Source organism: Hoeflea sp. 108 (assembly GCF_000372965.1).
Taxonomy (GTDB): Bacteria; Pseudomonadota; Alphaproteobacteria; order Rhizobiales; family Rhizobiaceae; genus Aminobacter.
Window position 1 is genome coordinate 2852123 of sequence record NZ_KB890024.1, and the last position, 22227, is coordinate 2874349.

General features: G+C 63.5%; 23 protein-coding genes. 10 read left to right on the plus strand and 13 right to left on the minus strand.

Translation table 11 applies throughout. From position 1 onward, the window contains the following. Positions 1-60: 60 nt before the first annotated feature. The 12 genes from B015_RS0114150 to B015_RS0114205 all read right to left on the minus strand — a co-directional run bounded on the left by B015_RS0114150 (position 61) and on the right by B015_RS0114205 (position 12450). Complete coding sequence (locus tag B015_RS0114150) at positions 61-441, minus strand: hypothetical protein (protein WP_018428365.1); 381 nt, start codon at positions 439-441, stop codon at positions 61-63. 187 nt (positions 442-628) lie between these two features. Beyond that, on the minus strand, positions 629-1171 hold the full coding sequence (locus tag B015_RS0114155; protein WP_245262175.1) for a PadR family transcriptional regulator: 543 nt from the start codon (positions 1169-1171) through the stop codon (positions 629-631). A gap of 295 nt (positions 1172-1466) precedes the next feature. Next, positions 1467-1913, minus strand: coding sequence for a hypothetical protein (locus B015_RS0114160; protein WP_157632739.1), 447 nt, complete (start codon positions 1911-1913; stop codon positions 1467-1469). 159 nt (positions 1914-2072) lie between these two features. Continuing rightward, a complete protein-coding gene (locus B015_RS0114165; protein WP_026227275.1) occupies positions 2073-4118 on the minus strand; it encodes a VWA domain-containing protein in 2046 nt (681 codons plus the stop codon). Between the two features lie 2 nt (positions 4119-4120). After that, complete coding sequence (locus B015_RS0114170) at positions 4121-4678, minus strand: RNA polymerase sigma factor (protein WP_026227276.1); 558 nt, start codon at positions 4676-4678, stop codon at positions 4121-4123. Between the two features lie 65 nt (positions 4679-4743). Continuing rightward, complete coding sequence (locus B015_RS0114175; protein ID WP_018428370.1) at positions 4744-5829, minus strand: hypothetical protein; 1086 nt, start codon at positions 5827-5829, stop codon at positions 4744-4746. Positions 5830-5945: 116 nt separating this feature from the next. After that, positions 5946-7124, minus strand: coding sequence for an NAD(P)/FAD-dependent oxidoreductase (locus B015_RS0114180; RefSeq protein ID WP_018428371.1), 1179 nt, complete (start codon positions 7122-7124; stop codon positions 5946-5948). 97 nt (positions 7125-7221) lie between these two features. After that, entirely contained in the window at positions 7222-7953 is a 732-nt protein-coding gene (locus tag B015_RS0114185) for a dienelactone hydrolase family protein (RefSeq protein WP_018428372.1), read from the minus strand. Between the two features lie 59 nt (positions 7954-8012). Continuing rightward, on the minus strand, positions 8013-9323 hold the full coding sequence (locus B015_RS0114190) for a CynX/NimT family MFS transporter (protein WP_018428373.1): 1311 nt from the start codon (positions 9321-9323) through the stop codon (positions 8013-8015). After that, a complete protein-coding gene (locus B015_RS0114195; protein ID WP_026227277.1) occupies positions 9320-9997 on the minus strand; it encodes an FCD domain-containing protein in 678 nt (225 codons plus the stop codon). The genes B015_RS0114190 and B015_RS0114195 overlap by 4 nt, the downstream gene beginning before the upstream one ends. A 98-nt stretch (positions 9998-10095) precedes the next feature. Further along, complete coding sequence (locus tag B015_RS0114200) at positions 10096-10779, minus strand: hypothetical protein (protein ID WP_018428375.1); 684 nt, start codon at positions 10777-10779, stop codon at positions 10096-10098. 96 nt (positions 10780-10875) lie between these two features. After that, entirely contained in the window at positions 10876-12450 is a 1575-nt protein-coding gene (locus tag B015_RS0114205; RefSeq protein ID WP_018428376.1) for a trimethylamine methyltransferase family protein, read from the minus strand. A 252-nt stretch (positions 12451-12702) separates the two neighbouring features. On the opposite strand from B015_RS0114205, the gene B015_RS0114210 reads away from it, so the two are divergent. Then, positions 12703-13401 (plus strand): cobalamin-binding protein, encoded by a 699-nt coding sequence (locus tag B015_RS0114210; protein WP_018428377.1) that lies wholly within the window; start codon positions 12703-12705, stop codon positions 13399-13401. Positions 13402-13464: 63 nt separating this feature from the next. Here the strand turns inward: B015_RS0114210 and B015_RS0114215 are convergent, their stop codons facing one another. Continuing rightward, positions 13465-13599 carry an entericidin A/B family lipoprotein gene (locus B015_RS0114215; protein WP_018428378.1) on the minus strand — a complete coding sequence of 45 codons (135 nt, stop codon included), beginning with the start codon at positions 13597-13599 and terminating at the stop codon, positions 13465-13467. Positions 13600-13663: 64 nt separating this feature from the next. Between B015_RS0114215 and B015_RS0114220 the strand changes: the two genes are divergently transcribed. From B015_RS0114220 to B015_RS0114260, 9 genes are all read left to right on the plus strand, one after another. Continuing rightward, positions 13664-14302, plus strand: coding sequence for a DUF1638 domain-containing protein (locus B015_RS0114220; RefSeq protein WP_026227278.1), 639 nt, complete (start codon positions 13664-13666; stop codon positions 14300-14302). A 45-nt stretch (positions 14303-14347) separates the two neighbouring features. Next, positions 14348-14923 (plus strand): DUF4893 domain-containing protein, encoded by a 576-nt coding sequence (locus B015_RS0114225; protein WP_018428380.1) that lies wholly within the window; start codon positions 14348-14350, stop codon positions 14921-14923. A 153-nt stretch (positions 14924-15076) separates the two neighbouring features. Then, positions 15077-15724 (plus strand): exopolysaccharide biosynthesis protein, encoded by a 648-nt coding sequence (locus tag B015_RS0114230; RefSeq protein WP_040456767.1) that lies wholly within the window; start codon positions 15077-15079, stop codon positions 15722-15724. 5 nt (positions 15725-15729) lie between these two features. Further along, positions 15730-16497, plus strand: coding sequence for a formyl transferase (locus B015_RS0114235; RefSeq protein ID WP_018428382.1), 768 nt, complete (start codon positions 15730-15732; stop codon positions 16495-16497). A 134-nt stretch (positions 16498-16631) separates the two neighbouring features. Beyond that, positions 16632-16934, plus strand: a complete 303-nt coding sequence (locus B015_RS0114240) for a virulence factor (protein WP_018428383.1) — start codon at positions 16632-16634, stop codon at positions 16932-16934. Next, positions 16927-17535 carry a methylenetetrahydrofolate reductase C-terminal domain-containing protein gene (locus tag B015_RS0114245; RefSeq protein ID WP_018428384.1) on the plus strand — a complete coding sequence of 203 codons (609 nt, stop codon included), beginning with the start codon at positions 16927-16929 and terminating at the stop codon, positions 17533-17535. The genes B015_RS0114240 and B015_RS0114245 overlap by 8 nt, the downstream gene beginning before the upstream one ends. After that, entirely contained in the window at positions 17532-18632 is a 1101-nt protein-coding gene (locus tag B015_RS0114250; RefSeq protein WP_018428385.1) for a methylenetetrahydrofolate reductase, read from the plus strand. The genes B015_RS0114245 and B015_RS0114250 overlap by 4 nt, the downstream gene beginning before the upstream one ends. 75 nt (positions 18633-18707) lie before the next feature. Beyond that, the gene (locus B015_RS0114255) at positions 18708-19676 is read left to right on the plus strand and encodes a methyltetrahydrofolate cobalamin methyltransferase (RefSeq protein WP_018428386.1); all 969 of its coding nucleotides are present in this window, start codon (positions 18708-18710) and stop codon (positions 19674-19676) included. A gap of 174 nt (positions 19677-19850) precedes the next feature. Next, the gene (locus tag B015_RS0114260) at positions 19851-21956 is read left to right on the plus strand and encodes an ASKHA domain-containing protein (RefSeq protein ID WP_026227279.1); all 2106 of its coding nucleotides are present in this window, start codon (positions 19851-19853) and stop codon (positions 21954-21956) included. Positions 21957-22227 lie beyond the last annotated feature (271 nt).

Sequence of the window (22227 nt, forward strand, 5' to 3'; positions counted from 1 at the left end):
GGGGCTGTGCATTCTGTTTTCCGAAAATCGATTCCGATTTTCGGGGGCGATGCGCTGGCGTCAGCTGTTTTCTTCGTAGCGCGCAAGCGCCGACCTGACGTCGGTGCCGGCACCTTCGACCGGACGCATCATCATCACCGCATCCAACGTCCTGACGTCGGCCAGCTTTTCCATGGCTAGCCGGAAGCGTTCGTTGTTGAGCGCCGACCAGGCCGTGCGGTGGGCATCGTCGATGGCGCTCATCCGCGATGGCGACGGGCCTCGAACTGAGCCCTGCTCAACCTGCTGGATCGGCCTGGCGGGCACATAGATATGGCTGTTGGCGGCCGCCTGCTCGACCTGCGCCGCGTCGTTTGCGGCCTCCGGTCTCGCGGGCATCACCAAGGGGTCGGCGGTGCGAACATTCGAAACCGCACCCGACATCACGCCACCAACCTGCATTCTCAAGCCACCCTTTGTTCACCCGCAGCTATATTAGCCAAGGATCGTTGCGATCAGGTTTTGGAAGAGCTCTGCCTTTAACTTGAATTGTTCGTAACGGCTCGCAAATCTGGCCTTTTGCTCAGTTTTGCACAAAAAAGCTCCCGCCTTGCGACGGGAGCTCCAGCAGTCTTGCGGGTCTCGGGAATCAGAGGTCTTCGAGGTCGCGGCGCGCCTTCTTGAGGATCTCGCGTGCCTTCTCGGCCTGCTCAGCCGTCAGCGAGCCGCTGCGCAGCCGGCTGAACACGGCGAAGTTCAGCGCCTTGACCTCGTCGCCGAGGGCGACTCCACTGACCTGGGTCGAGTTTTCCTCGATCTGGCCATTGATCTTGGCCAGCTCGGCGGCGTTTTCGTCCAGATAGGCCTGGCCTGCTTCGGTGATCGAATAGAGCTTCTTGTTGCCGTTGGCGACGGAGACGACGAGGTCGGCCTCCTCCAGCATCTGCAGCATCGGATAGATCGCACCCGGGCTCGGGCTGTAGGCGCCCTGGAATTTAGCCTCCAGAGCCTTGATGATGTCGTAGCCGTGGCGCGGCTCCTCCGCGATCAGGCCGAGCACGACCAGGCGCAGCGCGCCGGGATCGAACATGCGCGGGCCGCGGCCGCCGAAGGGTCCGCCGCGATGGCGGCCGAAGGGACCGCCGCGACCGTGGCGGCCGCCGCCCCTGCCGCCTTCGTTCTGGCCCGACATGGACCATTCTCCGCGGCAACGATCGTTGAAATTGGGGTGATTGAACATGTGAGTACCTCTCCAGGATGTTTGCTTCATGCCGCTATATCTATTCAAAGATATATCTTTTGCAAGATAGAACGTAACGATTTCTGCGCCCGCGGCTGGACCGCGTGCGGAAAAGGGCGGGCAAGGACTTCCCTTTCCAGCCTGTTGCCAGATCGGTTTTCCGATGATTTTCAGATAGTTACAGGTGAATAGATATGTTCTGGCGAGCACTTCGGCTGCCGATAGAAAATTTCGCTTCGCCAGACGTCTAGGTGCCGACAACCATGTCGCTCAGGACATTACTGAAGTGCTTTTCCTGTCTCTCCAGCCACTCGTAGGCCTGTGGCCAGTTGGCCGGATCGATCATTGCGACCCGATGGTTGGACAGATAGCAGAGGGCATACTCGCCACGCAGGCTGACGCCGAGCGCCTTGCCCAACGCCGGCTCGAAGGCTGACAGCCGGTTCAAGGTGGTTGTAAAACCCTCGCCGCGTTGGCCCCTGACGAACAGCCCGACGCTTCGGTTGGTCAGGTAGAGTGAAACCACCAGATCGTCGGCGACATGCCGCCAGCGCGAATAGAGGCTGCCATGGCGTATCCTGGGGTCGTTGCGGCGAGCGAGATAGCCGTCCCAGAAAATCTTGATCTCACGCGACGACAGCGAGCGCAGGCCGCCATGCGCGATATCCCATTCGTCAAGCTGCCGGTCAGCCATCAACATTCTCCGAAGCGCCACCCGTTTTCGGCTGGCCGCCTAGAGATCACAAAAGAACGGCCGGCGGAAAGCCCCCTTTCCGCCGCCTGGAGATCATTGAAGAATGGCCGGCGGAAAGCCCCCTTTCCGCCGGCCGGCCCACCTGCCCCAGCGGTACCTTTAGGGTCTGTTGCTGCCCTCAAGCGACGATGCGAGCCGCACCAGCGACAGGAACTCGGCGCGATAGCCGTAGAGGTCCGCTCCGCGCGCCGCCGAGGCGATCTCGGAAATCTTGTCGAAGCCGAACTTGTCGGTGGCATCTTCGTCGCGCAGCTTCTGCCCGAAAGCTGCCACGGCCACCGAAAAACGCTGGTCGGTGCCTGCCGCATCGAAACTCGCGACTTCGTTGGCCTTGGTCACCGGCGTGGTGATCAGCTTGCTCGTGTCGCCGTCCGGTGCCTTGTAGCGGATCTTCACGAAGGCATATTCGTCTGCGTTGACGACACCGCCTGTGCCGGTCGAGGCCTGGCCGTAGCGCAGCGGATCCATCGCCAGCGAAGCACTGTCCTTGGGCGTGATCTCGTAGATCGCGGTCACCGAATGGCCCGAGCCGATTTCGCCGGCATCGACGCGGTCGTTGTTGAAGTCCTCGCGGTTTAGCGCGCGGGTTTCGTAGCCGATCAGCCGGTATTCCGCGACCACGGCCGGATTGAACTCGACCTGGATCTTCACATCCTTGGCGATCGGGAACAGCGTCGACGATGCATCCTGCACCAGCACCTTCTCGGCTTCGGCCAGCGTGTCGATATAGGCGGCCGTGCCATTGCCGTTCTGGGCGATGGTCTGCATCATCTGGTCGTTGAGGTTGCCGCGGCCGAAGCCGAACACCGACAGGAACACGCCCGACTTGCGCTTGTCCTCGATCAGCCGCTTGAGGTCGTCGTCGTCGGTCTGGCCGACATTGAAGTCGCCGTCGGTTGCCAGCATCACCCGGTTCACGCCATCCTTGACGAACGACTTCTGCGCCAGCCGGTAGGCTTCGCGGATGCCGGCCTCGCCTGCGGTGGAGCCACCAGGCGAAAGCGTATCGATGGCGCCAAGGATCTTGTCGCGCTCCGACGCCTTGGTCGGTTCGAGCACGGTGCCTGCGTCACCGGCATAAGTGACGATCGAGACTGTATCGTCCGGCGACAGCTTGTTGACCAGAAGCCGGAAGGCCGAGCGCAACAGCGGTAGCTTGTCTGGCTCGTCCATCGAGCCCGAGACGTCGATCAGGAACACCAGATTGGCCTTGGGCCGCTCAGTCGGCTGCACGTCATAACCCTTGATCGCAACATGCATCAGCTTGGTGTGCTCGTTCCACGGCGCAGGCATGACGCTGACTGTCGTGTTGAACGGCACGGACGCCTGGTCCGGCCCCTTCCAGTCATAAGGGAAGTAGTTGACCATCTCCTCGACCCTGACGGTGTCTGGCTGGGGAAGAACGCCCTCCTTCAGCGAGCGTCGAACGAAGGAATAGGACGCGGTATCGACATCGATGGAGAAGGTCGAGACAGGGTCCTCCAGCGCCGAGCGCACCGGGTTGGTCTTGAAGTCCTGGATGCGGTCACGGTTTTCGACCGGCGCCATCGGCATGTCGCCAGGCGCGATGGTGGCTTGCGGCTGCACCATCAGCGTCGGCATGTTCTGCACGCTCATCCGTGCCGCGGCATCCGCCATCGGCGCAGGCGCAACCGGGCTGGCAGGCGCAATCTCACTCATGACGGCAGCCTCGCCGCTTGCGCTTTCCGCCTTCTGCTTGGCCGCCCCCGAGGCCGCCAACGGTTTGGCGACGCTGTTGCCGAGTTCGGTATCTGGCTTCTGCAGGGGCTCGGCCGTTGTGACAGGGGCTTCGGCGCGCTGGCGTGCGAGTTCCGCCTTCTCTGGCGCCGAAAACTGGAACGGCGACTGCTCCATCAGGTAAAACGTGGCGTAGCCGGCGATCGGCAGGGCGACGAGTCCGGCCAGTGCCGGCGCCGCGATCAGCTTCTTGTGCATGATGTCTCTCCAGAGCTTCCTTGCTCGCTCGGTGAGACGATTGCCCGGTTCGGTTCCTTGGGGCGTAGCTGCGATTTTTTCTTCGTCGAAAGCAGCCATGGCGGCAGCGATCGCGCGCGACCTGGCGGCTGCACCAGGCGCCGGCGGCTTCATGCCCCTGAGCATGTCCAGTTCGGTGTCGTCGACCATGATCATACTTCCCCGGCCGAGCGCATGAGCAGCTTCAGCCGTTTCTTCGCTTCATGGATGTGCCACGAGACGGTGGCTTCGGCGATTGCCATGGCTTCTGCCGCATCGGCATGCGACAGGCCCTCGCCATAGACCAGAAGCACCGCGTCGCGCTGCTTGTCCGGCAGCAGCCTGACCGCCGCCCACAAGGCTTCCGCCGGGTCTTCGACCGGCGCCGCTCCTTCCGCGACCAGCGTGTGAACACCATAGGCCGCGGTCTTGGCGGTTTCCCTTGACGATTTGCGCAAGGCGTCGCGCGCGGCGTTCAGCGTCATCGCGTAGAGCCAGGTGGTGAAGGCCGCACCGCCGCGATAGTCCCTCACGGCGCGCCCCAGGCGCACGCAGACGTCCTGGGCGATGTCTTCGGCATCAGATGCGTTGCCGCACCAGCGCCAGGCGACGCGATGGATAAAGTCGTAATGTCTCCCGACGAGTTCGCCGAAAGCCTGCCTGTCCCCATCGCGGGCCCGTCCGACCAGATCAGTGTCGGAGGCCTCGCCCTCTTCCAGCATCATCGCCATCATCGCCACTTGGACGAAAGCTTTTGGGCGATCCTTGGGGTGGTGGGAAGTTTTTTTCGCCTCCCTCAGTTGCCCGGGCAGACCAGCTTGACGCTGACCGTGTTCGTTCCACTGACGGACATGCCGCTGGGCACGTATCTCGCGAATGGCAAGCTGCGGACGTCCTGCGACACGTCGGTGCCAATGGTGAAGGCTTCATCGGCAAAGATATTGCCGCCAGAGACCTCGCCCTGCGGCCGCATCGACATGCCGTGACCACCCTTGCAGCGGATCTTGACGTCGCCCGGCTTGCCCTTGGACTTGCTGTCGAGCCCCATGGTCAGGCCGTCGAGCTTCAGCGCCAGGTCGATATCGTCGTTTATCTGGCCGCTCGGTGTGCACGACATGCCGGCAAGCTTGATGTTCTTGATCTTGCCCGCTCGTCGCGTCTTGCCCTTCAGCGTCCAGGTGTCAGATCCCGGCGAGCTGTTGCCTTCCATCTCCGCCGATTGCGTGACGTAAGAATAGGTCACGTCGAACTGCGGCCCCGAAATGCGCGGTTCGAGCTTCGCCTCGATGGTAACGGTACCCTCGTCGATGATACGTTTGAGCAACGCGCGCGTGGCCTTGGCCTGCTCGCGGTAGCGCTCGGCTTCTTCGGCAGCGAACTGGCTCGGATACCGGTCCCAGTAGGCGGCAACGGTGTCTTTTGTGCATTTCGTGCGATGCGCGGCCTCGTGTTCCAAGGCAAAGTCGGCAAGTTCCTTGCACTGGGAACCTGCCCGCAAGGCTTCGAGCATGGCCGGCTTCTGCTCGCAGCTGCCATATCTCATATCCACCGTTGCCGGCCCCGTGTAACCATGCGCGGGGCGATGGGGCAGCCTGAACGTCAACATAATCTCGGCCCGCCTTCGCGACGAGCGATCGTGGATGCTGACATCGGAATCGGGGTGCGTCGGGTCCCTGTGCGCCTCGATCAGCGGGTCCTCGACCGCCTTGAGCTGGGCTGCCATGTCAGCGAAGAACTTGGCCAGATAGTCCGCGTTCTTCAGCTCTTCCTGGACGCTTTGCAGGTTCCCGCACGAGCATTGCTGCTGGTTGGCCAAAGCTGGCATCGCCAGAGTGCCTCCGAGCGCCAGTGAAACAGCAAACGCCTTGATTGTTGACGACATCCGCACCACACCTTCTGATTGAGAAAGATGTCGGTCGGTATCGGAAACCTATGTATCCGCAGGATGTCGCGATGCCCTCCGCACCGGATGCAGATCGGCGACAGAGACCGGAGAGATCAGACGGCCTGCCCGGCGACCCAGCCGGACGACCAGGCCCACTGGAAATTGTAGCCGCCGAGCCAACCGGTGACGTCGACAACCTCGCCGATGAAATAGAGGCCGGGCACGGTCTTCGCCTGAAGGGTCTTCTGGTCGAGCACACGCGTGTCGATCCCGCCCAGCGTCACCTCGGCCGTGCGATAGCCTTCCGAACCCGCCGGTTTGATGCGCCACTGGTTGACCGCCGCGTCGACCGACCTCAGGTGGGCATCGTTCAAATCGGCGAGATTGCCGTTGAAGCCGAGCCGTTCGGCAATCGTCTGCGCGAGTTTCTTGGGCAGATGGGCCGCAAGCACGGTCTGCACCGCCTGGCGACCGTTGCCCCGCTTGGCATCGCGCAGAATGGCGGCGACGTCAGTTCCCGGCAGCATCGAGATGGCGATTTCGTCGCCCTCGCGCCAATAGGACGAGATCTGCAGGATGGACGGGCCACTGATGCCACGATGGGTGAACAGCATCGCTTCGGAAAAACGCGTCTTGTTGCAGGAAACCTCGGCGTCGACGGCGACACCCGACAGCGGCGCAAGCCGCTCGAGCGTGTTGGCGTCGAAGGTCAGCGGCACCAGCGCCGGCCGCGTCTCGACGACAGGCAGGCCGAACTGAGCGGCGATCTCGTAACCGAAGCCTGTGGCGCCCATCTTGGGGATAGACTTTCCGCCGCAGGCAACGACCAGCGACTTGCAGCGCACCTTGTTGCCGTCCAGCTTCAGGTCGAAGCCGTCAATCGAGCGCGTCACGCTCTCGACTGACGTCGCAAGCCGCAGCTCGACGCCGCCGTGGCGCATCTCGGTCACCAGCATATCGATGATCTGGCGCGCCGAGCCGTCGCAGAACAGCTGCCCTAGTGTCTTTTCGTGATAGGCGATGCCGTAACGCTCGACGAGACTGATGAAGTTGCGCTGGGTGTAGCGGCTGAGCGGCGAAATGCAGAAATGCGGGTTCTGCGACAGGAAATTCTTCGGGCTGGCGTTGATGTTGGTGAAGTTGCAGCGTCCGCCACCGGAGATGCGGATCTTTTCGCCGGGTGCCGAGGCATGATCGACGATCAGCACCGAGCGGCCGCGCTTGCCCGCTTCGGCAGCGCACATCATGCCGGCTGCGCCTGCGCCGATCACGACCACATCAAAGGATTGCATCAGGATTTTCCGCTGGCAAAAAATCGGCGCCCGACGGCAAGCCGGACGCATGTGCCGGCCTGATAGCCGACATCGATGGAATTGGCAAAGCCGGGCGCTAGCTGAGCGTCTCCGCAAACAGCGTCAGCAGGCGCCGCCAGTGGCGCTCGGCGCCCGCCTCGTCATAGACGCCATGATCGGGCACGCACCAGCCATGGCCCATGCCCACATAGTTTTCGAGGATGTGGTCGACCCCGGCCGAACGCAGCGCCTCGGCGAGCAGCGCCGACTGTTCGGGCGGAAAGCTGCCGTCGACGCCGGCTGAGCCGACATAGATGCGCGCCTTGAGCCTGGCGGCGTTGCGCCAGGGGCTGTCGGGTGCATCACCGGCAAGATTGCCGCCATGGAAGCTTGCCGCGGCAACGATGCGGTTGGGATGGGTCGCGGCCGCATTGAGCGCGCGCGAGCCGCCCATGCAATAGCCGACGGCGCCGACCGGGCCAGCAACGCCAGCATCCGCCAGCGCCTCGATGAAGGCGCCGGTGTCACGCATCGTCATCTCCTGCGTGGTGCCGCCGATCAGAGCCCGCAGTTCCGTCCGCGTCTTTTCCTCGGAGAAGGCAGTCTTGGCGTCGAAGGGACCATAGGCGCCGGCACGATAGAACAGGTCGGGCACTAGCACCGCGTAACCGTCGCTGCCCAGCCGCTCGGCCATCTCGTCAAGCGCGGCTCGCGGCCCGAAGGCATCCATGTAGAGGATCACACCGGCTTTCGCATTCGAAGGTCCAAACAGTCCGGCCTTGGCGACGCCATCCGCCGTCACAATTTCGATGTCGCGCTTGGTCGCCATGGCAAAGCTCCTTCTGATGTCCCGTCGCGAACATAGGGACTCCGGCCAGCCAGACAAGCTCAGGCGGCGTCGATCGGCTCCGCGCGGGCACCGACATGTAGCGCCCTGCCCGCGCCCAGCCCCATCACGGCGACGCCGAGGCCAAGCGCCACGAACAGCACCGAGGAGGCAGCGAAGCTGCCGGTCCAGTTGCGGATAAGCCCTACCAGCAGCGGGCCGATGGCAGCCAGCGTGTAACCCACGCCCTGCGCCATGCCGGAGAGATGGGCCGCGACATGCGAATCCGGCGAGCGCAGCACGATCAGCGTCATCGCCGCCGCAATCAGCCCGCCCTGACCGATGCCCTGCAGCACCGCCCAGAACAGGATGGTCGAGGTCGGCGCAAACAGGATGCCCAGCAGTGCAATGACCGCAGCCGCGGCAAGCGCCACGTTGACGCCGCGCTGGTCCTTGCGGCGGACGGCGATGGATGGCACGGCAAGGCAGGTCACCACCTGCGCCATGACCGAAAGCGACACGATGGCGCCGGCGGTCGTGGCGTCGAAGCCGCGTTCGCGCAGGATCGGCGCCAGCCAGCCGAAGACGCAATAGGCGAGCGCCGACTGCAGCCCCATGAACAGCGTCACCTGCCAGGCCAGCCGGTCGCGCCACAGCCCAACGACGCGGAAGCCGCTGTGGCTAACCTGCCTGCGGCTGCCGAGTGCCTGGGGGGTCCAGATCAGCAGCACGATGAAGGCCGGCACCGCCCAGACAGCCAACGCCCCGGACCAGGACCCGGTAACAAGGTGTTCGATGGGCAATGTGAGGCCGGACGCCGAAGCGGCCCCCGCGCACAGCGCCATGGTATAAAGCCCGGTCATCATCGCCGCCTTGTCTGGAAAGTCGCGCTTGACCAGCCCGGGCAGCAGCACATTGCCGATGGCAATTGCCGCACCCGCCATGAAGCTTGCCGCAAACAGCAGCGGCACAGTGCCAAGCCCCCGCAGGGCTGTGCCGAAGGCGAGCAGCAACAATGCGATGAGCAGCGTACGCTCGGCGCCGAAGCGCTGCGCGAGTTTGGGCGCCAGCGGCGCAAACAGGCCGAGACAAAGCACCGGCAGTGTCGTCAGCATGCTGGCGCCGACCGGCGAAAGGCCCGTCGCCTGCATCACCTCGGGCAACAATACCGACAGGCTGGAAAAGATCGGGCGGAGATTGAAGGCGATCAGCACCAGGCTGGCGCCGAGCACGAAACGCGCCATGCCGCTGCGCAGAACCGGCGCCTGCGGTGCCGGCCGGCTGTCGACCTCGGCATCGATCAGCTGGTCGTCGAGACCTTCGATGGCCACCGCCTCAGCGGCCCGGCCCGAGGGAACAAAAGTCTGGTTCATTGGGCAAGTAACCTGTCGAGTTCGAAAAGTACGGGCGCCATGAAGGCGCGAACCGCGGCTGCGGCCCGGTCCGGATCGCCGGAGGCCACGGCATCCACGATGGCCTCATGGGCCGGCGCATCGGGCTCGGGCAGTTCGCCCGACAGCGTCGCCTTGATGGTCTCGGTGATCGCTCCGGTGAAGAAGTCGTAGAGTTCGATCATCGCCCGGTTGCCGGAAGCTTCGACAACCGACTTGTGGAAGTCGATGTCGCGGCGGATGAAGGCTTCGTGCCCGCCATCGGCCACGGTGCCGCGCGCCTCGAGCAACCGCCGCATTTTCACCAGATCCGCTGGTGTGTGGCGCAATGCTGCCAGCCGCGCCGCTTCCGCATCCAGGGCGGCGCGCGTTTCCCACTGGTCGCGCAGGCCGGCGCGCTTGACGCGGTCCAGCACCGCCGAAGGGTCGACTGCCGAGCGGACATAGGTGCCGGAGCCTTGCCGCGTATCGAGCAGACCTTGCGAGACCAAGGCACGCACGGCTTCGCGCACGGTGCCGCGGCTTACCGACAACAGGTCGGTCAATGCCATTTCATTGGGAATACGCTCGCCCACGGCCCAGCGGCCGCTGACGATTTCGGCTCGCAGGCTGTCGGCGGCGCTGTCGGTGAGATTGGTTCGGGTGGCTGGCTGCATGGCAACATTCATCAAGTCATCTGATGACTTTGAATATGCCTGTCGGCCGGCAAAGGCAACAAGCGAGCCGGGAAAGCGATTGGGCCAGCCGAGCGAGCTCAGAGGCCGGCGTAGCTCTTCATGTGAAAGGCCTGAACATCGGCCGGGTAGCGATAGGCCGTCCCATATGGGCATGCATTGCGATCAACGCACCCCGCCGTGCGACAGGTCCCGCCGTCAGGGCCGCGCACATGCGCAAGGCATCGTTCATAGGCAAAACCCGCAACCAAATAGGCTTCCACAGGACAGGATTTAAGGCAGGGCTTTCCGACACATAGATCGCAAAGGTGACTCTGTTCGCGAAGCTCGGCAAACTCCAGCCCGACATCGAACAGCAATGCCCCGCGATAAGCATGCCAGAGCCCATATTCGGGATGCATCAGGATGCCCAGCGGCGACGGCTTGAGCCCTTCGGCCCGCATGGCCCATTGCTGGAACGGCAGATAGGGCTTGTCGGATGGCGACACGGCGCGCGCGCCGAACTTTTTCGCGACATCGCCGATCACCTCACGCGACCAGCTGTCGAGCGGGTTTTCGAGTTTGGCCGGCTGCGTTGCGCGCCATCGCTGAAAATGCGGCCACGGCGCCGCCCCCGCCTGCCCGATCAGCAGCACCGACTGCGCCGGCCTGCCTGTCGGGCCATTCGGTGCCGTCTCCTCATTGCCGAAAACGAAACCGCCGCGCTGGATGAGGCCATGGCTGGCCAGCGCGGCGGAAATTATGTCCACGTCGGGGGACGGCAAGCGCTACCCCTTCGGGTCCGGGTCGGAGAATGCGCTCCGCCAGACTTCCTTGTGGATGATGCTGGCGACTTTAGCCCCGCCTGTATCGGGCTCCCTTCAAGTGAAGGCGTCGGGCATCGACGCCTTCTTCGCGGCGATGAAGTCCTTGAGCCCATCGTCAATGCTGGGATCGAGATATGGCGCCTCGTAGCTCTCCAGCCAGCGGCGGGCCAGTTCGTTGGCGCGCTGGGGTGCTGTCTTCTGCCCTTCGGCCAGCCACTGCTCGTAGGAATTGTTGTCGGCAATGTTCGAACGGTAGAAGGCCGTCTGGAAGTTCGCCTGGGTATGGTCGCAGCCAAGATAGTGGCTGCCCGGGCCGACCTGGCGGATGGCGTCCATCGCCTGGCCGTTCTCGGAGAGATCGACGCCTTCGGCAAATTTCTGCTGCATGCCGAGCTGGTCGATGTCCATCATGAACTTCTCGTAGCAGGAGGCGAGACCGCCTTCGAGCCAGCCAGCCGAATGCAGCACGAAGTTGGTGCCGGCAAGCAGCGTCGAGTTGAGCGTGTTGGCGCTTTCATAGGCTGCCTGCGCGTCCGGGACCTTCGAGGCGCAGAGCGAACCGCCGGTGCGGAACGGCAGGCCGAGCCGCCGTGCCAGCTGCGCTGCACCGTAAGACACCAGCGACGGCTCCGGCGTGCCGAAGGTCGGCGCTCCTGACTGCATCGAGATCGACGAGGCGAAGGTGCCGAACAGCACAGGTGCGCCCTTGCGGATCAGCTGGGTGAACGAGGCGCCGGCCAGAACCTCGGCCAGAACCTGGGTCAGCGTGCCCGCGACCGTCACCGGGCTCATAGCGCCGGCGAGGATGAAAGGCGTGACGATGCAGGCCTGATTGTGGCGTGCATAGACCTTCAGCGCCCCAAGCATGGTCTCGTCGAAGACCATCGGCGAATTGGCATTGATCAGGCTGGTCAGCACCGTGTTGTTTTCGACGAAGTCGTCGCCGAAAACGATCTTGGCCATCGCCACCGTGTCCTCGGCGCGCTCGGGCGCGGTCACCGAGCCCATGAACGGCTTGTCCGAATATTTGATGTGGCTGTAGATCATGTCGAGGTGGCGCTTGTTAACAGGCACATCGACCGGCTCGCACACCGTGCCACCCGAATGGTGAATCGACGGCGCCATGTAGGCGAGCTTCACGAAATTGCGGAAATCCTCGATCGTGGCGTAGCGGCGGTTGCCGTCGAGATCGCGCACGAAGGGCGGGCCATAGACCGGCGCGAAAACAGTGGCGTCGCCGCCGATCTGCACCGACCGCTCCGGGTTGCGCGCATGCTGGGTATAGATGGACGGTGCCGTCTTCAGCAGCTCGCGGCAGAGGCCCTTGGGGAAGTGGACCCGCTCGCCCTTGACGTCGCAGCCGGCTTCTTTCCACAGCTGCAATGCCTCGGCGTCATCGCGGAATTCGATGCCGGTCTCTTCCAGCACCGTGTCGGCATTCCTCTCGATGAGGGCAAGACCCTCCTCGTTCAGCACCTCGTACACGTTCACCTTGCGCTTGATATAGGTGAGCTGGGTGCCCGGACCGCCGCCGCTGCGCGCCGCGCGCCGTGCCGCGGCACCACCGCTTGCGCCACGCCCACGCCTGCCGCCTGCCTGTTCCTGATCGACTGACGGGTTATCGCTCATCGTCGTTTCTTCCCTGAATCCGTTTTGCGCCGCCTGTCGCGGCTCCTTGCCGGATCGTAGCCATGCACCCTTATCGAAACGGCTTGTCAGCGCCAAGAGCTGTCGCAAATTCGACAAGAAAAACGATAGATTGTCAGTCGCTTTCGTCTTGCAGGAAGTCGCAAATCAGCTATGGATTTGGAATGCTTGCAGGCTAGGAATAGCGAAGTATCCGCACGCCGCGATACGGCCTGCACCAGGGAGCCTTCCAAGATGTCCGACGACGAAATCATCCTGTCCGAGCTTTCCGACGACGAACTCGTGCAGCAGATGCACGACGACCTGTATGACGGGCTCAAGGAAGAGATCGAGGAAGGCACCAACATCCTTCTCGAACGCGGCTGGGTGCCCTACAAGGTGCTGACCGAGGCCCTCGTCGAAGGCATGCGCATCGTCGGCGAAGATTTCCGCGACGGCATCCTGTTCGTGCCGGAAGTGCTGCTCTCGGCTAACGCCATGAAGGCCGGCATGCACATCCTGCGTCCGCTTCTCGCCGCCACCGGCGCGCCGAAGCAGGGCAAGATGGTGATCGGCACCGTCAAGGGCGACATCCACGACATCGGCAAGAACCTCGTCGGCATGATGATGGAAGGTGCCGGCTTCGACGTCATCGACCTCGGCATCAACAACCCGGTCGAGAACTATCTCAACGCCATCGAGGAGCATCAGCCCGACATCATCGGCATGTCGGCGCTGCTGACCACCACCATGCCCTATATGAAGGTCGTCATCGACACGATGAAGGAAAAGGGCATCCGCAACGACTATGTCGTGCTGGTCGGCGGCGCGCCGCTCAACGAGGAATTCGGCAAGGCCGTCGGTGCCGACGCCTACTGCCGCGACGCCGCCGTTGCGGTGGAAACCGCCAAGGATTTCATGAAGCGCCGGCACAACGTCCGCGCCTCGGCGTAATCCAAAACAGAAAAGGCCGCGCCTCGCAGCGCGGCCTTTTCGTTTATGCCCCAGGGGGCCGTCCTAGCGGACCGTGTCCTGGATGGCGTGTGCGGTGCCCTTGACGTCCTTGCCGACGCCGCGGATGGTGTTGGCGCAGGATGAAAGCGCCAATGCGCAGGCGATGACGGCGATCGGCGCCAGATGTGACAGCTTCATGGACGATGTCTCCCTCGTTCTGTAGACTCGCCCCCGAGACCCTAAACCCTGCGAAACTGGTCGCATGAGCGCGCCGCGAACACAACATCAGATATCCGCCGACAAGGTGCTGGTCATAGGCTGCGGCATGATCGCGCGCGAGATTTTGGCGGTCAAACAGCGGCTCGGCCTCGACCATCTCGAACTCACCTGCCTGCCGGCCGACTTCCATTTCCATCCCGACCGCATCGCGCCCGCCATGGACAAGGCGATCGCCGAGGCCAGGCAGGAGGGCTACCGGAACATCTATGTCGGCTACGCCGATTGCGGCACCGGCGGCCTGCTCGACCGCGTCTGCGAAAAGCACGGCGTCGAGCGCATCGAAGGGCCGCACTGCTTTGCGTTCTATCAGGGAGCCGAAGCCTACGCCAAGGTCGCCGAGGACGACATGATGTCGTTCTACATGACCGATTTCCTGTGCCGCCAGTTCCAGGCTTTCTTCATCAAGCCACTCGGTCTCGACCGCCACCCGGAGCTGGTGACCGATTATTTCGGCAATTATGAAAAGCTGATCTACCTCGCCCAGACCGACGACCCCGCCCTCGACAAGGTGGCGGAAGATGCCGCCAGAATGCTCGGCCTTGTCTATGAGCGTCGCGCCACCGGTTATGGCGACCTCACCCAGGCACTTGCCAACGCGACGTCTGCAGCGGCAAATCGCTGAACGCCTGATTCCGCAACAGGAACAGGCACGTTCGGGAGAGGTCCGATGCTCGTTCGCAAATTGACGCTTGCAGCACTCCTGCTGGTATCGTCAGGCGTTGCCCACGCCGACGGCGTGGTCCAGAAGCTGATTACGCCGGCAGACAAGGCCAAGCTCGAGAAATACGACGCCACCCGCAAAGAGGCGCTCGACGAGGCCAAGGGTGGCCTCAAGCGTGAGGTGGATGTTCTCGCCACAATCGTTGCCAAAAAACCTCAGCCGTTCTCCGATTTCGACATGACCGGAAACTGGCAGTGCCGCACCATCAAGGCCGGGGGCATCGGTCCGCTCGTCGTCTACGACTGGTTCAAGTGCAAGGTCACCGACGACGGATCGGGCTGGATGCTCGAGAAGATTTCGGGCTCGCAGCGTACCAGGGGGCGCTTCTACACCGACAGTGATACGCGGCTGATCTATCTCGGTTCGGGTTATGTGTCGGGGGAAAAGCCCAAGGCCTATGGCCGCGGACAGAAAACCGACCAGGTCGGCTACGCCTTCCGCACCGGCCCGGCTGAATGGCGCCTGGAGCTCCCTGCCCCGTATTACGAATCCAAGCTGGATATTCTCGAATTCCGCCGCTGACGTTGCAATCGGCGCAAGCCGACATCACATTGCAGCGTTCAAGGCAACCTTCCGGCGTCATCAAGGATTAACCTCGCCGTCGCACACTGCGACCGGGGACGACGTGCCGGCAAACAACGTCGCAGACAGGCAAAAGGACTTATGGAGCAGGGCTTGAACGGGGAGCAAGGTCAAGGAGGCGAAACCGCCCCAAGGCGCCGTCGTGGCCGCCGACTGTCCTCGATCTTCGCCGAACTCGCCCACAACGCAAAAGGCGACATCTCCATCGGCGACATCAGGGATACGCTCGGCAAACGCAGCTTCGCGCCGCTTCTTGTCCTGTTTGCCGCTTTCAATCTTCTCCCCCTGCCGCCGGGCGCTTCGGCCATCCTCGGACTGCCCTTGCTCATCGTCGCCGCCCAGATGGCCTTCGGCAGCAATCAAGCCTGGCTGCCTGCCTTCATCACCAAACGCTCGCTGTCGGCCGAACAGTTTCGCAACGTTACCGACTGGGTCATTCCGCGTCTGATCCGCCTCGAAGAGGTGGTGCGCCCGCGCTACTGGCCGTTCTGGCGCAGGCGTGGCGACCGCGTCATCGGCATCATCGCCCTTATCCTGTCGGTCTCGATCACGCTGCCCATACCGTTGGGCAACTGGCTGCCGGCCTTTGCCACCGCCCTTCTGGGGCTCGCACTTTCAGAGCGCGACGGCATCCTTTTTGCCGTCGGCAGCGTCGTGGGCGTCGCTTCGCTGGTGGTGGTCGGTGCGGTCGTCGGCGGTGCCGGCTTTGCCACCCACGCATTTCTCGCCTGGCTGGGGTAGCCTGAATGAGCCGCGGACCGATCGTCTTCGTCACCGAAGGCGGCCCACATATTTGGGCGATCGCCAACAGCCTCGTCGACCGTTTCGGCCCCATCACCGTCATCCAGGAAACACCCTACTCCAAACGCGACCTGCTCATGCGCCGGGCCAGGAAACTCGGCTGGATGAACGTCGCTGGCCAATTGGGCACCATGGTGCTGGTCCGCCTGGGTAAGAGCCTGTTTGGGGGCAGCATCCGGCACATCGTCGAGGCGGAGGGCCTACAACCAGAGCCGCGGCCCGGCCAGGAAATCATCGACGTCGCCTCGGCCAACAGCCCGGAAGTTCTTGAAATCGTCGACAGGCTGAAGCCCTCAGTGGTGTTTCTCGCCGGATGCCGGTTGCTGTCGGAGACGACCCTGGCCGCCATCCCCTGCCCGGTTCTCAACTACCACGCCGGCATCAATCCCAAATATCGCGGCATGAACGGCGGCTATTGGGCGCTTGCTTCGGGCGACGCTGGAAATTTCGGCTCGACCGTCCACCTTGTCGACGCGGGCGTCGACACGGGCGGCGTGCTCTATCACGCTCGGGGAAAGCCTGAAAAAGGCGACACGATCTCAACCTATCCCCTGCGCCAGGCGGCGTTCTCGCGCGCCATTTGCGCCAGCGCCATCGACGATGCGCTGTCAGGCAGATTGAACCCGGTCGAGACCGGATTGCCGTCCCGGCAATGGTACCATCCGACCATCTGGCAGTACCTTTGGACCGGCATTCGTCGCGGTGTCTGGTAGCGCCGCAGCAACGTCCCCTGCATATCTCTTTGCGACACCTCGCCGCGTCGCTTTTGAAGGCGCGCGCGTCGTCCCATAACAAGCGGCACCCCACCGGTTGCGGCAATGCTCGACACACTGAAAGCGAGACCGAAATGGCCGATCTGATCATCGTCTACTGGCGCGACATCCCTGCACAGGTGATCGTCAAGAAGGGTCGGCAGAACGCCAAGCGCGAACTGCCGCTGCGCTTCACCGAAGCAATCGACATGTGCGCGATGCGGACAGGCGCCGGCGACACCGACGCCTATCTGGCCGAATGGCGCAAGGCGGATCCGATTCCCGTCGGCGACGACCTCGAAGCCGAGGCAGACAGGGCAATGGCCGACATCGACGCAAAATTCACCAGGGAGCGGCTGGTCGCTCTCGTCAAGGCAGGCGGCAAGGAAGATGGTTGATACCCAGCCGACATCGAGCGCGACACCTCATTCCGGCGCCACCCAGGCGACGCTGGTCAAGAAAGCCGCGCCCAAGAGCGACTACAAGCCGGCCGACGTGTCGCCGCAGCGCCGCGTACAGCGCACATTTGCAGTGCGCCTATGGTCGATCCGCCATTCGCGCATGCTGGAGTGGTTCTACAGCCGTTTCGCCGATGCATTCCTGACGCTTCACCCGCTGTGGAAGAAGATCGGCTACGGCCGCGTCGAAGCGCCGGTCAAGTTCGTCGAAAAGCACGTCAAAGGCTTCATGTTCGACTGCCGCATGTGCGGTCAGTGCGTGCTGTCCTCGACTGGCATGTCGTGTCCGATGAACTGCCCCAAGCAGCTGCGCAACGGCCCTTGCGGCGGCGTGCGCGCCAACGGCAATTGCGAGGTCGAGCCCGACATGCCCTGCGTCTGGGTCAAGGCCTGGGAAGGCTCGCGCAACATGGCCAAGGGCGACGCCATCCTCAACGTCCAGAAGCCGGTCGACCAATCGCTGCGCGAAACCTCGGCCTGGCTCAGAGTGACGGCGCAGGCAGCGGCCGCACGCGAAACCGCAAGCAAGGAAGTCGCATGACCCCGCCGCGCCCACGCCAGATCGACGAGCATCCCGATGGCATCGACCTGCCGCTGGACGCCCTGCCCGGCCATTCCTCGCGCGGACGCCTGGAGCGCGTGCTCCGCCGCGGCGAGTTCGCGGTGACGACCGAGCTCAACCCGCCCGACAGCGCCGACCCCGAGGACGTCTACAACCGCGCCAGGATTTTCGACGGCTGGGTCGATGGCATCAACGCTGTCGATGCCTCTGGTGCAAACTGCCACATGTCGTCGGTCGGCATCTGTGCTCTTCTGACCCGCATGGGCTACGCACCGATCATGCAGATCGCCTGCCGCGACAAGAACCGCATCGCCATCCAGGGCGACGTGCTGGGTGCCGCCGCCATGGGCGTGGCCAACATCCTGTGCCTCACCGGCGACGGCGTGCAGGCCGGCGACCAGCCGGGCGCCAAGCCCGTATTCGACCTCGATTCGATGTCGCTGCTCGAAACCGTTCGCATCATGCGCGACAACGGCAAGTTCCTCTCCGGCCGCAAGCTCACCACGCCGCCACAGGTCTTCCTGGGCGCTGCCGTCAATCCCTTCGCTCCGCCTTTCGATTTCCGCCCGATCCATTTGGGCAAGAAGATCGCCGCCGGCGCACAGTTCGTGCAGACACAATATTGCTTCGACGTGCCGATGTTCCGCACCTTCATGGAGCGGGCACGCGACCTCGGCCACACCGAAAAGGTCTTCATCCTCTGCGGCGTCGGCCCCCTGGCTTCCGCCAAGACGGCCAAGTGGATCCGCTCCAACGTACCGGGAATCCACATTCCCGATTCCATCATCACGCGGCTCGAAGGCGCTCAGGACCAGAAGAAAGAAGGCAAGCAGATCTGCATCGACATCATCAACGAGGTGAAGGAAATCTCGGGCGTATCGGGCATCCATGTGATGGCCTATCGCCAGGAGGAATATGTCGCCGAGATCGTCGATGAATCAGGCGTGCTCAAGGGCCGCCGCCCATGGGTCCGCGAGCCCCGCGCCGACGACCGGCTCGTCGCCGACAGGCTCGAACACATACTGCATGACGATGTCACCGAATCCCAGGTCGACATGGTCAAGACTGCACACTGAACAAGGGTGCCTGACCGGCGCTTGAACGAGACCAGATAACGATATAAAGAAATCTTTATATCCCACGGAGGATTTATGACCCGCACTATCGTTGCTTCGGCGACCCGCGAAATCGTCATCGGTTTCGACCAGCCCTTCTGCGTCATCGGCGAACGCATCAACCCGACCGGCCGCAAGAAGCTGGCCGCGGAAATGGTCGCCGGCAATTTCGAGACGGTCATCAAGGACGCGCTCGAACAGGCCGCCTGCGGCGCAACGATGCTCGACATCAATGCCGGCGTGACGGCGGTCGACCCGAACGCCACTGAACCGGCGCTGCTGGTGCAGACGCTGGAGATCGTCCAGAATCTCGTCGACCTGCCACTGGCGATCGACAGCTCGGTGTCTGCCGCCATCGAAGCCGCGCTCAAGGTCGCCAAGGGCCGTCCGTTGGTCAACTCCGTCACCGGCGAGGAAGAAAAGCTCGAGGCCATCCTGCCGCTGGTCAAGAAGTACAACGTGCCCGTGGTTGCCATCTCCAACGACGAGACCGGCATTTCGATGGACCCTGACGTCCGTTTCGCCGTCGCCAAGAAGATCGTCGAGCGTTGCGCCGATTTCGGCATTCCCGCCCATGACGTCGTCGTCGACCCGCTGGTCATGCCGATCGGCGCGCTTGGCGACGCCGGTCGCCAGGTTTTTGCCCTGCTGCGCCGCCTGCGTGAGGAGCTCAAGGTCAATACCACCTGCGGCCTGTCCAACATCTCCTTCGGCCTGCCGCACCGCCACGGCATCAACGCCGCCTTCATCCCGATGGTCATCGGCGCTGGCATGACCTCGGCGATCATGAACCCGGTTCGCCCCCAGGAAATGGAAGCGGTGCGCGGTGCCAACGTGCTCAACGGCACCGACGAGCACTGCACCAACTGGATCAAGACCTACAAGGACTACAAGCCGGGCGAACACACAGCGCCGGCCCCCGTTGCCGTCACCTCGCCGGCTGACGGCGCTGCCGCCGGCGGTCGCCGCCGCGGTGGCCGCGAAGCTCGCATGGCAAGGGGATAACCAGCCTATCGTGAACAGGAACGCCGCGCATAATCCTGGTCGCGCTCCCGCTGCAGGGGAGCCACAGGACGCGGCGTCTCGGAATTTTCCTTCTCCCCGGTTCCGGGGAGAAGGTGCCGGATTGCGGATCGTGGACAGCCCGATCGCATGGCCGGTGCAGACTGGAGCATTGCCATGAATTCGCCCGCCAACATCACCGATCCGCTGGTTCTCTTCATGCCCTCGGGCAAGCGCGGACGGTTCCCGGTGGGAACGCCGGTTCTCGACGCGGCGCGCCAGCTTGGCGTCTATGTCGAGAGCGTCTGCGGCGGACGTGCGACCTGCGGGCGCTGCCAGATCGAGGTGCAGGAAGGCAATTTCGCCAAGCATAAGATCGTCTCGTCCAACGACCATATCTCGCCCAAGGGTCCCAAGGAGGAGCGCTACGAACGCGTCCGCGGCCTGCCCGAAGGACGCCGTCTGTCATGCTCGGCCATGATCATGGGCGACCTCGTCATCGACGTGCCCCAGGACACCGTCATCAATGCCCAGGTGGTGCGCAAAGCTGCCACCGACCGCGTCATCGAGCGCAACGCCGCTGTCCAGCTCTGCTATGTCGAGCTGGAAGAGCCGGACATGCACAAGCCGCTCGGCGATCTCGACCGGCTGAAGGTCGCGCTGGAAAAGGACTGGGGCTGGAAAGACCTGCTGGTTGCCCCCCATCTCATCCCCCAGGTCCAGAAGATCCTGCGCACCAAGCTGCCCGATCAGCCGGAAGTCAGCCCCGGCAAATGGGGCGTCACCGCCGTCGTCCACCGCGACATGGATTCGTCGCGGCCCTTCATCATCGGCCTCTACCCCGGCCTCAAGAACGAGGCCTACGGCATCGCCTGCGACATCGGCTCGACCACCATCGCCATGCATCTGGTGTCGCTGCTGTCTGGGCGCATCGCTGCGTCCTCGGGCACGTCGAACCCGCAGATCCGCTTCGGCGAAGACCTGATGAGCCGTGTCTCCTACGTGATGATGAACCCGGACGGACGCGAGGCCATGACCAAGGCCGTTCGCGAGGCGGTCAACTCGCTGATCGGCAAGGTCTGCGAGGAAGGCAATGTCGATCGTCACGACATTTTCGACTGCGTCTTCGTCGCCAACCCGATCATGCATCATTTGTTCCTCGGCATCGACCCGACGGAACTCGGCCAGGCGCCCTTCGCACTCGCCGTGTCGGGTGCCCTGCAGTTCTGGGCGCATGAGATCGGCATCGAGGTATCTCAGGGCGCGCGCCTCTACACGCTGCCCTGCATCGCCGGCCATGTCGGCGCCGACGCCGCCGGCGCCACCTTGTCGGAAGGCCCGTATCGCCAGGACAAGATGATGCTGCTCGTCGATGTCGGCACCAATGCCGAGATCGTACTGGGCAACAACAAGCGCGTCGTTGCTGCCTCGTCGCCGACCGGTCCTGCCTTCGAGGGTGCGGAGATTTCCTCCGGCCAACGTGCTGCCCCCGGCGCCATCGAACGCGTCCGCATCGACCCGGAAACGCTGGAGCCGCGCTACCACGTGATCGGCACCGAGCAGTGGTCGGACGAGGAAGGTTTCGACGAAGCCTCCTGGAAGACCGGCGTCACAGGTATCTGCGGTTCGGCGATCATCGAGGTCGTGGCCGAAATGTATCTCACCGGGATCATTTCGGAAGACGGCGTCATCGACGGCGCGCTCGCCGCCAAGAGCCCGCGCATCATCGCCAACGGCCGCACCTTCTCCTACCTGCTGCGCGAAGGCCGCCAAGGTGAGCCGCGCATCACCGTCACCCAGAACGACGTGCGCGCCATCCAGCTCGCCAAGGCAGCACTTTATGCCGGCGTGAAGCTCCTGATGGAGAAGCAGGGCGTCGAGACGGTGGACACCATTCGCTTCGCCGGCGCCTTCGGCTCCTTCATCGACCCGAAATACGCCATGGTGCTCGGCCTGATCCCCGACTGCGACCTGTCGGAGGTCAAGGCCGTCGGCAACGCCGCCGGCACCGGCGCGCTGATGGCCCTGCTCAACCGCAACCATCGCCGCGAGATCGAGCAGGAAGTCGGCCGCATCGAAAAGATCGAGACCGCGCTGGAACCGCACTTTCAGCAGCTCTTCATCAACGCCATGGCGCTGCCCAACAAGGTCGATCCGTTCCCCAAGCTGTCCGAGCAGGTCAAGCTGCCGCCACGCAAGGCGATCGTCGAAGGCGATGCGGACGCGGCCACTCCGCGCCGCCGCTCGCGCGAGGAGCGCGCCGCCCGCCGCACACGAGACTGACATGCCACCCCATCCTTGCATCGCCAGGTGAGGCACCCTGCCTCACCTGGGCAGCCATTTTGTGCTAGGATGACGCGTTTCGGGCGTGTTTCCGCAAGGTAACCTTTCGACTTGCGGTTGCCGTCCGAACGAAATCGATACGAAACAAGATCGAAATAGCTTCCACGCGTCGAACCGCCTGATGCGGAGCCTGTCTTCACATCGGCATGAGGATGAAAGGAAGACACCATGTCGATCATGAGTTCGATCGGCCGCTATGGTGCGGCCATCC